The sequence below is a fragment of the Fusibacter ferrireducens genome, from assembly GCF_015352425.1.
GTDB lineage: Bacteria > Bacillota > Clostridia > Peptostreptococcales > Acidaminobacteraceae > Fusibacter_A > Fusibacter_A ferrireducens.
Map to the genome: position 1 here is coordinate 486744 of NZ_JADKNH010000001.1, position 15634 is coordinate 502377.

The 15634-nt window shown below is 38.5% G+C and carries 12 protein-coding genes; 2 read left to right on the forward strand and 10 right to left on the reverse strand.

What is annotated here, in order from left to right:
• Nucleotides 1–5: 5 nt before the first annotated feature.
• The 10 genes from ISU02_RS02390 to ISU02_RS02435 all read right to left on the reverse strand — a co-directional run bounded on the left by ISU02_RS02390 (nt 6) and on the right by ISU02_RS02435 (nt 13164).
• Nucleotides 6–2642, reverse strand: a complete 2637-nt coding sequence (locus tag ISU02_RS02390; protein WP_207736145.1) for a S41 family peptidase — start codon at nt 2640–2642, stop codon at nt 6–8.
• 49 nt (nt 2643–2691) lie between these two features.
• Nucleotides 2692–3345, reverse strand: coding sequence for a DJ-1/PfpI family protein (locus tag ISU02_RS02395; protein ID WP_194700174.1), 654 nt, complete (start codon nt 3343–3345; stop codon nt 2692–2694).
• A gap of 76 nt (nt 3346–3421) precedes the next feature.
• Nucleotides 3422–4270, reverse strand: coding sequence for an AraC family transcriptional regulator (locus tag ISU02_RS02400; RefSeq protein ID WP_194700175.1), 849 nt, complete (start codon nt 4268–4270; stop codon nt 3422–3424).
• A gap of 160 nt (nt 4271–4430) precedes the next feature.
• Nucleotides 4431–5567, reverse strand: a complete 1137-nt coding sequence (locus ISU02_RS02405) for a C45 family autoproteolytic acyltransferase/hydolase (protein ID WP_194700176.1) — start codon at nt 5565–5567, stop codon at nt 4431–4433.
• Between the two features lie 121 nt (nt 5568–5688).
• Nucleotides 5689–6114, reverse strand: coding sequence for a hypothetical protein (locus ISU02_RS02410; RefSeq protein WP_194700177.1), 426 nt, complete (start codon nt 6112–6114; stop codon nt 5689–5691).
• A gap of 374 nt (nt 6115–6488) precedes the next feature.
• On the reverse strand, nt 6489–7721 hold the full coding sequence (gene hisS, locus ISU02_RS02415; RefSeq protein WP_194700178.1) for a histidine--tRNA ligase: 1233 nt from the start codon (nt 7719–7721) through the stop codon (nt 6489–6491).
• Nucleotides 7722–7960: 239 nt separating this feature from the next.
• A complete protein-coding gene (locus ISU02_RS02420) occupies nt 7961–9070 on the reverse strand; it encodes an ABC transporter permease subunit (protein WP_194700179.1) in 1110 nt (369 codons plus the stop codon).
• A 3-nt stretch (nt 9071–9073) separates the two neighbouring features.
• Nucleotides 9074–10108 carry an ABC transporter permease subunit gene (locus ISU02_RS02425; RefSeq protein WP_194700180.1) on the reverse strand — a complete coding sequence of 345 codons (1035 nt, stop codon included), beginning with the start codon at nt 10106–10108 and terminating at the stop codon, nt 9074–9076.
• The gene (locus ISU02_RS02430; protein WP_407646399.1) at nt 10096–11739 is read right to left on the reverse strand and encodes a sugar ABC transporter ATP-binding protein; all 1644 of its coding nucleotides are present in this window, start codon (nt 11737–11739) and stop codon (nt 10096–10098) included. Before ISU02_RS02430 ends, ISU02_RS02425 begins: the two co-directional genes overlap by 13 nt.
• A gap of 147 nt (nt 11740–11886) precedes the next feature.
• On the reverse strand, nt 11887–13164 hold the full coding sequence (locus tag ISU02_RS02435; protein WP_207736146.1) for a DUF3798 domain-containing protein: 1278 nt from the start codon (nt 13162–13164) through the stop codon (nt 11887–11889).
• A gap of 205 nt (nt 13165–13369) precedes the next feature.
• Between ISU02_RS02435 and ISU02_RS02440 the strand changes: the two genes are divergently transcribed.
• Both ISU02_RS02440 and ISU02_RS02445 read left to right on the forward strand, forming a co-directional pair.
• Nucleotides 13370–15001 carry an ABC transporter substrate-binding protein gene (locus ISU02_RS02440; RefSeq protein WP_194700182.1) on the forward strand — a complete coding sequence of 544 codons (1632 nt, stop codon included), beginning with the start codon at nt 13370–13372 and terminating at the stop codon, nt 14999–15001.
• A gap of 18 nt (nt 15002–15019) precedes the next feature.
• Entirely contained in the window at nt 15020–15625 is a 606-nt protein-coding gene (locus ISU02_RS02445; RefSeq protein ID WP_194700183.1) for a DUF6305 family protein, read from the forward strand.
• The last annotated feature ends 9 nt before the right edge of the window (nt 15626–15634 follow it).

The following is a 15634-nucleotide window of genomic DNA, read 5'->3' on the forward strand; positions in this document are numbered from 1 at the left end:
TTTGATTATTCGAAAATAGTATTTAAATTTTGAGCGCTTCTTGAAGGGATTATTTTAGTAAAGTGAAGCCTATCGTCATTGTATTTGAAAATAAAATAGAGTTTTTCACTGATACCCGAGGCACCACCACGCATATTCACTGCGGCAATGACTTCGTCTTCTCCATCTTGATCATAATCATAGAGCTTGTACGACTGTAGATTAGATAAAAATTCATATTCTTCTTGTTCTGTAAAATGCATTCCAGTGGATTCAAGAGTAGATATATAACTTTCAATTCTCTGAATTTCATCCTTAGTTAAAGGAATCGTGAATATCTGGTCATAGCCATTGAGGTTTAATGTCAAGAGACCATTTTCATATGCGACAATACTTAGTGATGCCGATATAATCTCGTTTACATCAAGGTCTTTACTGAGCTTATGATTTTCATAGAGATAGCTTTTTAACCATGCTGTAGAGCCATAGTTATTGACAAATTGGTATTCTATACCGACTAAGATCAACCTCGTATCCTTCTCGTTTTTATCATAACTGTCTCTAACCAAAACTTTGGTTGTATATTGGTTAGATGGGTCTCCACTTTCAAGTGCCTCTTCAATGGGGTGATCAATGACTGTGAAGACTTCATGATCAACACTTATTCTGACGGCACCATCATAGAAGAGTAAAAGCTCTAGATTTTTTTGAGTCACAAATCGCCTTAAGTCCTTTCTGAAAAGGACATCTTTTTCGAAAGAGTCATAAATGGGTCTATCATTGATAATTTTCATAACATATCGACGCCATAATTGACTAGAAAGTGCCTCACATGAATAGATGTTTTTTTCATTTTCAAACTTAAATAAACCTTGTTTAGTATCCAATAAAATAGGCGCATAACCTTCAAATTTTAGTTTAACATTATCCTTAAAATCAAAGGGATCTCTTGGATTAAAGGTGGTATACTGTCTGATGGCAAGCATCACCCTTTTAGTAAAATCATCTGAGGCATCATAGTAAATGCCATGCCCCTGTGCGATTTGAAGCGAGGGTATTTCTCTATTTGCACTTATATCAGAACGCACTAAATCCTTAATGGCAGTGCCTATAAATAAATCAAAATCAGCAGATTTTAGAAAAACCTCAATGCTCATATCTGTGAGTAAATCGGGCTTAACACCATGCCCCTCAATAGGCGCATCATCATCAAAGATTTGGTAATCTCTGATCGGAATCGAAATTTCAATTTTAGAATGACTTAACACGAAAGAGTCTGTACCTGCACCCGCACCAGCAGTTGGCGTACCGATGAATAAAAAGCGGTTATTGCTGTTTTTAAGTTGCATCCACCTTGAAAAAAAGTCCCCGCCACTTTGCACAATGGGATTAATCTTAAAGATGACTTTACCATCCCATGTATTTTTAAGGTTGATTTCACTTTCTATAAAATCAAAATTATCGTGTGTGAGCAGAGGTTCACCTGTATCTTCTGAAATAGCATTGCGAAGATATTTAAAATGATCTGTAATATTCAGTGCATGTGAAAGAAAAAGTACTTGATCGAAGCTACCGCCAGAAGTGTCTTTTAAATCGATCAAGAAAACAGTGGGTTCTTGTTTAAGAAGTGCCTTCATGGTCTGATCTAAGTCCTGCTGTGACCATCTATAAAAATCTCTGGGGTGAAGAATGGCCACCATTTCGTCTCCAACTGCTCTCGTATAATAGATCAACGAAGGATGGATATATGATGCATCACTTGGAATCTCTTCGGTAGATGGAATCAAAGAGGGCGTTAAAAAAATCGAAGGCAGATCATCAGCATCATCATTAGCTTCATCATAAGTCGTGTAGCCGCTGCACTCAGTCCAATCTAAAGTTAGGGTTTCAACAGTTCCGTTTATTTTTTTGATTTTCAAAGTCACAGGCGCATAAGTATCTTGAAGGGGCATAAAGGAAAAATCTGTGCTCAATCTTCTCACTGCATGTTCAAGGGTTGAAATTGGTGTCGATTTGGGTGCCAATTGAGCTAATTTATGGATTTCGTCGTGGATGGAAATGCCGTTCCATTCTAATATCACATCGTTTGGAGAGAGCTTATCTTCAATATAGGGGTACACCTTTTTTATGATGACCTGATCGTCAGTCGTTAGGGTGGCAACAAATCCTAGAGTCATTGATTTTGAAATCCTATAATCACTTGATAGAAACCAGCCGATATGTCCATCTTTAAATTTTGACATCAACTTTCTAATTTCGTAAACCAGTTGACTTTTTTCACCTGCCCAGCTCATTTGATCCGCATACAATTTTGAGTCACTATAAAATTTTTCTGGAGTTATATGTAATTGAGGCTCTAAATATATATACTTTTTGGCGATTAAATCACATGCTTCTAGATAGTCTTCTTTATCTAAGGCACCTTGTACAAATTGAGTTAGAATAGACTTATCTTCAACGGATGGATTTTCCAACTCAACTGTAGTGGTGGGATTTGTTTCAGACGGTATGGAAGCCTGTGGTGTATTTTTATGGGATTGTTCGGCTTGGCATCCTGAAAATAGAAGCATCAGTGACAATAGGAGCATTAGGGATAGAATCGATTTTTTTCTGGATGACACACTGTAATTCAGCCCTTGGCTCTTTATTCGTTTGGGGAACATAGTCAATACCTGCCTTTCTCATACCTGATGTGAACGAATCTTTATAATGTTATAATTCATGTGATGCTGTAAAAGGGTAAAGCTCAGCAAAAGGGTCATATTCTGAGTCTTCATGCCATGTATATTCGAAACGATTGCTGATTTTGAGTGCTTCTTCTCTGCCAAAGAGTGTTTCTATAAAACCAAGAGTCATGTCTATCCCTGCGGATATCCCTGAAGATGTGAAGATATGACCATCTTGCACCCAGCGCGATTTTTTAATCCAATTCACGTCACTGGATTGTGTCGTTACCCACTCGAAAGCTCTTTTGTTACTGGTGGCCTTTTTACCGTCTAAAATCTCGGCTTTCGCTAAAAGCGCCGCACCCGTGCAAACGCTTAAAATGTAAGTGGCATCAACTGCGAACGCTTTGATAAAAGCGATAAATTCGGAATCACAGGCTAAGTCACGCGTGCCAGCACCGCCAGGAATCAATTTGATTATCTTTTGTGGCGTATTTTGGTGATTGTCCTGATCCTTTACTGCATGATATTTTTCAGTTTGGACAGGGACACCTTGAGTGCTTTTAACGAGACCACCTTGTAGAGAAACAAAATGAAGCTTAAATAAGTCTGGAAGTCCCCCCAGTATTTCCACAGGACCAAAGACATCTAAAGTTTCAAAGTTTTCAAATAATAAAATTTCTACATGATACACAGTCATATCATCTCCTTTTTAGGTTAATTATTTGTAAAAACTGGTAAATCGTCTCGAATATAATGTACTTTTTTTTATCACTTTATTTATCTTGTTTTTTGATCACGGGAATCCAAATTTCAGATTTATAATCCTCAGAATAAATATCCCCTTCGGTATAGTACTCAATATCGTATTCATCAAAAAACTGATACTCAGCTTGTGGTAGCCACTCTGTATATATGCGTCCCCATAGCTTTTGAATAGATTCTGGCATGGGACCAACACAAGGAAAAACAGCCCATGTGAATTCGGGAATCTCATAAACTGAAAAACCGCTTGGGACGCTTTCTACAAATTTTTCATGGCAGCCAATCCCATAGGTGAACTTATTTGTGACTTCTTGATCGAATATACGAACACCCATTTCGCCGCAAATACCATGATCTTTAAACTGTCTCATAAAAGTTTGCCAAACTTCCGGAATTTGAAGCATACAAGTGTCTGCTTCAAATACTTGAGGTGATAAAACTACTTTAAATGCAACTTTATTTTCAATGCGATATTCGAGAATGTTACCACCTTCTATGGCGAGTTTAATCAGCATACGGTTATAGGACTTTAACACAGCACCTTGCTTTTTAGCTTGACTGGGCTTGATGCCGTGAAAGCGTTCGAAGGCTTTAGAAAAGCTCTCTGCATTTTCATAGCCATAAGTAAGTGCCACGTCCAGTACCTTTGAGCCCTTCTGAGTCATGGTCTGTCCGGCAAGTGATAGACGCCTGTTTCGGATATATTCGCCCATACTGATACCCGTGAGCACACTGAAAGTTCTCTGAAAATGATAAGTTGAAATATGTACCTTTAATGCGACGTCATTTATAGAGAAATTTTCAAGTAAATGATCTTCAATATAGTCAATGGCAGCGTTTAGTGATTGAATCCATTCCATAGTTGATCTCCATTTGAATTTAAGGGTGTAAATTTAGAACCATAAAAAAAGATTTCTACAATTTAGCATAGAAATCTTTTTTCATACAATCACGATAATAACTAAATTCATTATAACTATTATACCTTAAACAACTCTTAAAAATAAGTTAAAATTCAAATTACTTTAGAGAGACTCGATCAAAAAAACCACTGGCAGTAGGTTCGTCATAATATTCAATTTCATAGGTAGTCGGTTGATCTGAATCACCACTATGAACCGTTTTAAAATCATACTTTTGCCATCCGTTGATTTCCTGACCTGCCCAACAAATGTGAAAACTGAGATCATTTAAGTCCATGATGACACTTTTGATGGTTCCGAAAAACGCGTCAAATCCTCTACAGTTTAGACCTTGTGGATAATCTGATAGCAAAAATGCTTTGATCTCTTCTATATTGTGTTGATTTGTTTCTTCAATAAAATCATTTATTGTCTGATATCTTACAACAGAGTTTTTCATTGCAAAGGGCTCCGCTGTGCGTAGAGGTTCTAAGACAGGATGATTGGTTGCGTGAAGATATTTGGGATCAGAGTGATTGCCCGAATGAATTTCTTTATAAGCAGAGGCGCCATCCAAAGTTTCATAGAGCACTGCTCTCCCTGATGCATCGGCAATTAATAGATTTATATTATACGCAATGGGCATCCTTTGAACAAAATCGAGTGCTTCTCCAACATCTTTGCAGTTTTCGAGTAAACTTCTCACCACAGCCCAAAATTGTAGACCTTTAAAGGTTGGCGATCTCATTTCCTTTTGATTACTCACTGGAAATCCGCAGGAGGTCATGCTGATCCCAAGGCCCTTTTCATTTAACCCCTCACTTCTGCCAAAATCAGCAATTGACCCGCCGATATGCGCATATTTCCCTCTGGGAGAAAGTTTAAAAACTCTAAAGTCTTCGAATTGCGGCGCAAATTCATAACTGCGCGCTAAAAGAATATGGTCGTTATCCGTCTTAGAAGGCATTAAAACCATTTCACTACAATTCGGTCTAAGATAAGTCATAGAACAAAATTGAAGTTGAACAAGTTCTACACCGATGGCATCTGCATAGCCTCTGAGTTCATCTGTAAGTCCAGGACAAAACTGATCATATAGTGCAAAAGCTTCATCTAAAAGTACTTTTGGCATAGCGTGATCAGGCGACAGGACGCCTGTGTTTTGGGGTAGTATCTTCCCCATTTGCTTCCCTATTTCATATGATGATCCAGATATTTCAATATACTCTGCTTTAGTTGTTCTTCTATTTTTCATAAGACCTCCTCTATTAATTTATTCGATATGATACTTTTATTATAGAGTAGCCTTTTTTTATTTTCCTGTGGTTTTATGCGCGGATTTGTCTATTTTGAGTTATCATTTTAATATAGGCTTTTTATTCCCCGCTTGAAAAAATACCCGTTATGCCGCCTAGATAGTTATTTATCTTGATAATCCGCATGGCACTTTTGCTATCGATACCTTCTTCCCCGTAATTCGTATACTTATATTCAAGGGTATTAAACCAGATTTCATCAATTCTTACTTCTAGGACCTTAACTGTAAAGCCCTTAGGAGGTTTTAAAAAAATGTATGTATCTTTTCCTGTCCGAATTTTAAAGGTTAAATTAGCGGCATCATTCTCAAAAGGATCAAAATCTAATAGATCTAGTCTTGCCAGAACCTCTTCAGGCAGTTCTTCGTACTTTAGAACTTCGTAAGTTATTTCTGGACTCCCTTGTAGAATGACTTGTATACTGGAATAGAATAAGAATATTATTGCTATACAAGCAATCGTCATGACAATTACTTTTTTGTTCATTAGTGCCTCCTTATGTATATAATTAATAGCTTCCCGATCATAGTTTTTGGTTACGCAATAATAAAAAAACAAAACTACGCAGAATATGTTATTATGAATAATTATACCATAAATGAAAATGAGCCCCATTAGAAAAAAATGGCACTCATTTTATTAAAACAACAAGATTTGAGCCGAAAGCTGTGATGAGGGATGTTCAACCTCAAACAGCGTCAGCGAAAATCGTTTTGAGGCATCGAAAGATGACTCAAATGTTGTTAATGCAACAAGATTTGAGCCGAAAGCTGTGCTGAGGGATATTCAACCTCAAACAGCGTCAGCGAAAATCGTTTTGAGTCATTGGAAAATGACTCAAATGTTGCTGCGTTATATTTTTAAAGACTCTTGATCTCAAGCTCTGGAGAAAAGACGGTGAACATATCAAAATTCTGTTCTTTAAGGCGATCAACTTGCTTTCCAAATTTCTTCTTTTTAACGAACACTGAAACGACAGAATAAGTCTCACGCAGTTGAATTGCTGTTTTCATCACTTCTTTTAAATCGTCAGAAACATCGTAGAAAAGAGCTAGTCTTGAACCCGTAGGCATTTTATGATCTTCTGCCTTTAAGATATCGACAATGCGTTCAAATCCAATTGAAAAGCCACAAGCTGGTGCGTCAGCCCCGCTCATCTTTCCAATCATTTCATCGTAACGGCCACCGCCACCAACGGCGTAGCCCAGTGCGCCATAGTAAACTTCAAAGATTGTGCTTGTGTAATAGCCCATGCCTCTTACCAGAGAATAATCAAACTTGATTTTGTAACCGGATTGAATGGCTTCAATAACCGTTATGATCTCTTTAAGATTTGTATAGCCTTCTTCTGAAAGCACCTTTGCACTTTCAATGCCATTCGACTCCAGAGCATCACTTAATTGCATCAATCGATTAATTTTGCTTGAATCATAATTTTTAGAATTGAGTTCATTTATAATGCCCTCTCTCCCGATCTTATCAAGCTTATCCAAAGTAATCGCGATATCTGAGAATTCATCTGCATCAAATCCTGCAGAAGTCACCAAGCCTTTTAAAATACGACGGTCATTTATTTTAATCGTCAAATCGTCAAGACCTAACCTTGTCAAAGCTTTTCCCACAGTGTTGATCAGTTCAACTTCTGCAAGGTTGGATTCATCGCCAATCACATCTACATCACATTGGATAAAGCTTCTATAGCGGCCCTTTTGTGGACGTTCAGCTCTGAACACATAACCCATTTGCAACGACTTAAAGACGCTTGGCAGATCGTTCCTATTATTTGCGTAGAAACGACTCAGGGGCAATGTTAGGTCAAATCGCATTGCCAAATCAGATAGATTGGATTCAGTTTCAGGGATTTCATTGAGTTTTAACTTTTCACCTCTCTTCAAAATTTTGAAGAGCAACTTAGTATTGTCACCACCGTCACTATTCTCCATGTTATCGAGATTTTCAATTTGAGAAGTTTCAATTTCAGTAAATCCGTTGCGTGAATATTCTTCTCGAATCACTTGCATTACATATTCTCTTAATGCCTTATCTTTTGGTAAAAAGTCACGCATGCCACTTGGTGGCTTATTGTTTGCCATTATAACACCTCCATAAATAAAAAAACCTGTCATTTCTGACAGGTATCTCTCTCTTTCCCATCAGTGCGCAACTAACCAGCACTACACTGACGTATAGCGCTTAATTAATGATGATGGACCAATTGAGTTAAATAGGACAAAATATTCATTATAAGCACCTCTGTTTTTTCAGTATACCCTAATGTCTCTTAGCTGTCAAAGCCAAATACTCTATTTGTCTCATGGATTATATTTCAAACCTATTTGTCTGGTGGATTGGCTACGGCTATTCTAAATTGACTTCGATCCATTTCCTTATCCTTTTGTCTTTTCCATGAATGCAGTACAAGTGCAAGCGTGACGACGCCATAAGATACAAACATTCTAAAGTATTCGCCAAGCATAGCTTGACCCGTGATGTATTTGCCTGCCATTGGCATTACAAGGAACATCAAGTGGAAAAGTGCGGTTCCAATGATTGCATTTGGAATGGTTGCTTTTGAAACAGTTGCTCCACCGACGAGTAATGCAGCGGCAGCAAAGAGAGCAGCTTGGTCAGCACCATTATAAGTGTTGAGCGTTCCGATGTTTTGAAGGTATATAATCTGACCGTAGCAAGCCAAAACAGTTGAGATCATAATGGATTGGATTCGCGTTTTTTCCATAGCAATCCCTGCTGTGCTGGCAACGTGCATATCTTGGCCAACAGCCCTCATATCTTGACCCATTTTGGTCTTTTTAAACCATACTGTAAAAACACAGATGAGACCTATAATCATGAATGTCCCCACAGGGATATTCACGCCGCCAATGCGGATTAATAATAGTTTATCAAATCCCTTTGCAACGTTAAGCGTTAATGCATTTCTGACGCCATATCCTCTGGACAAGAGCATGCCAGGTGTTTTAAAAGGCACGATGGAGCCGCATACATAGAGTAAAAAAAACTGATAGATCCCAGAAATAAATAACCCTAACATCATCGATGTGATCATTTCTCTACCTTTGGCACGATTGAGCACTCTGCCTCCAAAATAGCCAAGAAGCATTGCTATAGGCGTTGCAATTATGGCGGCTAAGATTAACCCAGGCGCACCCGGAACGCCCCAATCTGTAACAAATATTAAACCGATTTGACCTGCCATCGCCCCTAAAACCATGCCAAAGTTGATGCCCATGCCAGCCATAACAGGTAACAGGAGCGCCAATACTAAGAATGAGTTTCTTATAAGTCTTGTGACAATATTATTTAATAAATACGAACCCGAGAATTGTGAAAGCGGAATCGCAAACAAGCATATCAATAGGAAAAGCATAGGGACTGCACTTGCCGTCAAGAGCTTGCCAATTTTATTCTTATCCATTTTCATCATTTACCTCGCTTTCCGTGTTAATGCATAGACGATCATACCATTTGATACGATAATTCGAATGATTTCAGAAACATCGATGTTAATTGCACTGTTGATAACAGATGGTGTCATTGTCAATATGCCTTGAAATAAAAGCGTTCCAATAATGACATTTGCAATACTTGCTTTATTCACAGAGGCGCCACCGAGCAATACTGCCGCTACAGATGGAAACACAAACGCAAGCGGAGAGTTGTACATTTGAACAAACCCGAAACTTTGTTGGTAGACAATGATGCCAATTGCAGCAATCATGGTGGACAAGATAACTGAAATCGTGCGCATTTTATTGATATTAATGCCTGCCGCTCTGGCATAATCTGGATTAGATCCCACGGCAGTCATGGCTGTTCCGGTTTTAGTTTTGAAAAAAGCCCACACGAGAAATGCCATAAAGCAAAAGAATAAGAGCATTCCCGTCGGAAAAATAAAACTACTGCTGATTGGAAGGGCTAAAAAATCACTGATTTTGTGGAACCAGTAATCTTGAATGCTGATTGTCACACGCAATCCTTCACCTTTAAAGCCTTGAACACTTGTTGGATTTTTAAAAGGCAGGATCAGCCACATCATATTCATAAAAAATACAAAGGAGTACCCCACATAAGTTGCAATGATCATCTCATCCCCTTTGACTCGGTTCAAAAGTTGACCATATAAAAATCCAAAGACTGCTGCAGCCAAAATACCTACTAGGAAGGCAACAAGTATGCCCGCCATACCGGTGAATCCAAATTCTATACTTGTAACTGCACCGAGCATCCCTGCAACGAGTCCAACTGGAATACCAAAGTTGAGCCCGCAACCAGATTGAATCATAGGCACCATGGAGAGGACCATAATGGCGCTCATTCCAAATCTGACAATGACATCGTTCAATGATGTATCAATCCTCACACCAAATATGGGTGCAACGATAAATAAAGTTAAAAGGAAACCTCCAATGATAATTCTTGGCCATCCAAAATTTTTGATGAATTTATTTACCTCTGCCATTGTTTATCACCTACTTCATTTATTTTATACTCACCAGCCATGAGCATACCGTAGTCTGCAACCTCAGCTTCAGGAGGCAAAACACCATATATTTGACCTTCACAGACGATGGCGATTCGATCACAGACACTTCTAAGTTCTTCCAACTCGGATGAGATAATGATGATTGTGGTGCCATTTTCCTCATTGTCTTTTCGAAGTGCGTCTAGCACTAATTTCTTAGCCCCCACATCAATCCCACGTGTTGGCTCTGAAACGAGAAGTAAACTAGGATTCATTGCAAACGCCTTAGCCAAGCAAACTTTTTGCTGATTGCCTCCAGAAAGATTACGAGATAATTGCTTTTCACTTGTACATTTGATTTCAAGTTCATGAATGTATTTTTCAGCGACTGCTTTCATTGCCTTATCATCTCTTATGCTAATCAGTCCATTAAAATAGCGTTTGAGAAATTTGTTTTGAACTTGCATGGCATTAAAAGCAATATTCCAGTCGATGGGTTCATCCAGTAACAACCCAACGCCTCGCCTATCTTCTGAAACAAAGGCAATACCCTCTTTTAATGCTTCAAGCGTATTGTTGACAGCCAGTGGCTTGCCATTAAAGAACATCGAGCCACCCGTTTCAAATAGGCCCATAATACCGTTCGGAATGCCCAGTTTGCCTTGACCTGCTAAACCGCCAATGCCGAGGATTTCACCTCTTCTAACTTTGAAATTAACATCTCTAACGGTTTCGCCAGGCATATCCACCCACAGATTTTGCGCTTCAAAGATGATATCATCATCCCTTTGTATTTGAGTTTTTACATCTCTATGAACGATTTCAGCTCTTTTCTCTATTTCTCTTCCAACCATCCACTCTGCAATCTGTCTGATGTTAACGCCTTCAGTGGGTTTTTCAACAATCACGATACCATCTCTTAAAACCACGATTTTGTCACAAGCTGATGTGATTTCATGTAATCTATGTGAAATGAATATAATAGATATACCTGAATCTGCTAGTTTTCTCATGGCGTGAAGCAGTATTTCCGCCTCAGATTCCGTGAGTACAGCAGTGGGTTCGTCCAAGACGATGAGCTTTACATCTTCACGGTCTATCTCTCTGGCAATCTCTATAAATTGTTTATGGCCAACAGGCATTTCTGAGACCAAAGTATCTGTATCTATATTAACGCCAAGTGTGTCAATCGCTCTTTGAGCACTTTTTTTAATTTCAGGCATGTCTATGGTTTCAAGCCTCTTGCCTAAAACTTTTGAGATGACACTGCTTTTGGTTTTTTCCATATTGAGTAGTATATTTTCAGCAGTCGTAAACCCTGGAATAAGCGAAAATTCCTGATGCACCATTCCTATGCCTGCTTTGAGTGCATCGACGGGATCTTTAAAGTTGACAATTTCTCCATTTAAATAAATGGAACCTTCGTAGCCGCCTGTTTCAGCAATCACATTCATTCCGAATAAGATCTTCATCAAAGTAGATTTGCCTGCTCCATTCTCGCCTACAAGGCCCAAAATTTTTCCTTTTTCAAGTGTGAAATTGACATCTTTTAGAACTCTGTTACCATCATATTCTTTGCCTACGCCGTCTACACGCAGTAAGATGTTATCGTTAGACAATGTATTCACCTCTCGTCCCCTGTCCATTTTTGCAAACAACACTTGAGTTATCATTTGATTATTCAAATGTTGTTTTAATTAACACACAGAGTGGCGATTGCCACTCTGTTATGCTAAATCATTCATCTATATTGAACGATGATTTGGATGTATTTCTTATTTAATCTCTTTGTATTTATCTGGAACAACTTCTTTAGAGTTGCCTAAATAACCTAATCCGAAAACGTAAGTGTCTTGATAAACCATGATATGGTTTGTTTTTTCTTCACCGCTTACGCGATCAAGATAGTAAGAACCGTTCCACTCTGCACCAGGTGTATAGAGATCGAAACATGCCATGAGATCGTCAAATGAATCTTTTGACATTGTGCCTTCCACAACATTTTTACCAAACTCAGTTAAAGCTTCTGTTGCAGTGTAACCGTAAGAATATGCCCATGTGCCCATTCTACCTGATCCACCGCTTGCAACTACAGTTTCTTCAACTTTGCTTAGAATTGCTGGCCAGTTGCCTGCTTCATCTTTTAAGTCAATACCAAATGCGCCAGGATAGCCCATGATTGGGGATGGTAAATCTGGTTCAACGAAGATTGCGCCAAGTTCAGCGACTCTTTTGAGTAGTGGTTCTGTTTGAGCATCATTTGTACAGAAGAATGCAGTATCTTTACCGTATTTTTCTACCCATGCAGGCATTTTTTCAAGGATGAATTGTTGTGCGCCAGGAACACCAACATCACTCATTGGATCTGGAGCAGTTTCAGAAACGAATTCAATACCTAAATCTTTACAAGCTTCTTCCATGATGTTTCTTCTCAAAGATAGGAGTTCAATACTCATATGTCTTGGAAAGGAAATATGAACGAATGTTTTCGCGCCCATTTTTTTAGCTGCAAGAATCATCAAATAGCCTCTGTTGACGTTATCAGGATCAATTGCAATATCAGCTGCAGCTTCAATCATTGCAGTATCTTCTTGAGGTGAATTGGCAAGAAGAAGAATATCCGGATACATTTCTCTAATTTGTTGGAATGCAGCACTTGTACCAGGTACAGATTGATTGACAACAATTGCTTTCATCAACGGATCATCGGCAAGTCCAACAATCGTAGAAATGGTCGTCTCTTGTTCTTGCATGAAGTTATCTGGATAAGTAACATGTTTAATCATACCGCCATTGGCAGCATCACCATATTTAGCGATCATAGCTTCTGCGCCTCTGAGTTCATCTTCACCTTGTGAAACAGTACCTGTTACGATACCAATGTGGAAGGGTGCTTCTGTACTTGCCGCAGCATCATCATTTGCAGGTGCTGCTTCTGTTTTAGCCGGTTCAGTCTTAGCGGGTTCACTTGCTGCTGGCGTTTGGTTGCCACAAGCGGTTAAGCTAAATAACATCATCATAGCTAATGTAATTGCTAAAATTCTTTTAATCATTTTAATCCCCCTTAATGTGATCTTGGCCTAAGCCTTAAAGAGATTATAACAATCTGTTAATAAATAAGGCTTTTTATAACTTATTTCTCTCTAATAATTTGCAAAAATATTAAATTTCTTTAAAAGAAATTTGAACTCTGTTAGAATAATAGAGAAATAATAGAGATCCTTATGTCTGTTTCATCATACGGGAGGTTATTCACTATTGAAAGATTTAAAATGGATTAGTATAGGTATTCTAACGGCTATGATCATTTATGCACTGGGACATATGGTCAGAGAAGATGCTTCAAATATCATGAATTCAATCACAAACCGTTTTTCACAAGAAGACAGTATCTTGACCATTGGACGTACAAATGGTTCTATCGCTTTAGATCCAGCTGTTGTTACGGATCAAGAATCACTTCGCGTGACCGTCAACATTTATGACAACTTGGTAACTTATGATAAAACAGGTGTGGCACTCAAACCCTCCCTTGCTGAAAATTGGTCCGTCAGTGAAGATGGCCTCGTTTGGCATTTTACGATTCGAAGAAATGTTGTATTTCATGATGGCAGCAAATTAGATGCCGATGCCGTGGTCTTTAATTTCAATCGATGGATGGATGCTACCAGCCCCTATCATGCTGGCCGCTTTATCTATTGGAATATGAATTTTGGCGGTTTTCCAGGTATTGTTGAAAGTGTTCAATCCCTATCAAGTGATACGGTTGAAATTGTGCTCTCTAAGCCATATGCGCCGTTTTTGAATACATTGGCAATGCCTGCTTTTGGAATTGCCAGTCCAGAAGCCATTATGAAGTACAACGAAGACTTAAAATATAAGCCTGTGGGCACAGGCCCCTTTATCTTCAAATCATGGGAAGAAAATGGCGAAATTATTTTGGAACGCAATAATGCTTATTGGTCCGAAAAAGCAAAAGTGAGTCAACTGGTCTTTAAAACGATTTCAGATCCTAAAGAAAGAATAAGACAACTCAAAAGTGGTGAGATATTGATAGCCGATAATCTAACTTATGAAGATATATCACTGATTAAAAATTCAGAACACATTCTTCTGATCAATAGGTCTTTCTTTAATGTGGGTTATCTTGCCATGAATATGAATAATGAAAATCTGAAAATAAAAGCTGTAAGACAAGCCATATCACACGTGATTGACAAAAAAATGCTTGTACAAGTTGCATTTGATGGTTCTGCTAGGCCTGCAACGACCTTTGTTCCCCCTATTCTATGGGGCTATAATGAGAGTATCAAGTCAGCAACATTTGACATTGAATTTGCAAAAAAATTGTTAAACGGTGTTGAAAAAGGTGATGGTTTTGAGATCAAACTGCTTGTAATGGAAGAACCTAGAACCTATTTTCCAAAACCTGCAATTTTAGCGCGATTTATTCAGGAAAGCCTTGCTGGTGTCAATATCAAAGTCACCGTTGAAACCAGACCTTGGGAAGAAGTTTTAAAGCGTGGTCAAAATGGTGATTACGAAATGATTCTTGCAGGTTGGAATGGCGATGTTGCTGATCCAGATAATTTCCTATATAATTTGTTTTCTTCAGAAAATGCAGTGACTGGCACCATTACCAACTATGCTTTTTACAGCAATCCTCAAGTGGACAATTTACTCAGACTCTCGCGTCAGACAACAGACCAGTCTTTTAGAAACAGTATATACAGAGACATTCAGGAGCTTGTTGTTCGAGACACACCTGCTATACCACTGGTTCACACGATTCCAACCATTGGCATTAATCGAAGGGTCAGCGGATATGTGACGAATATCAGCGGTTTAGAACCTTTGAATCACATCTCACTAAGCAAAGAGGATTCTTGAACTGAAAGGAGTGTTGAAATGTTGAAATTCAAAGTCTTTAGGAGACTCATCATGCTGTTTGTTGGCATGGTTATCGCATGGGGATCTATTTATTATTTAAACTCTACTCATGACGTGCAATCCCTATCCAGCACCTATCTTTCAAGACCCTTTTCCAATAATATGTTGTTGATTACATCTGCTGGTCAGAGCACGGATACATATATCTTGCAGGATTTAGCAAATGAACTCAGGTTTAACAATTTGTTCATGCCAGAAGCAAGCTCAAATGATTTAGCTGAAATCAGTTCAATCGTCATTGTGGTTGGTTATAGTGAGATTGGGTTGAAATTACATGATAAAAATATCGACGATGAATATGAGCGTGTAAAAACTTTGATTGATGAAGGATTTGGCCAAAAATTGCCCATAGTCGTAGTCTATATTGGAGGTAAGGCGCGTCGAAATGCTGAAACGGATGCTTTATTGACTTTGACTTGTGAATCGGCAAACTATATTATTACTACTAATAGTGGCAATGATGACCTGTTTTTAACAGAACTAGCAAATCAAAATGAAACGCCTATAGCCTATATTAATTCGATTAATGATTTGACCAAGCCGCTGGCTGCGGCATTTAGATGATGGGAGGTC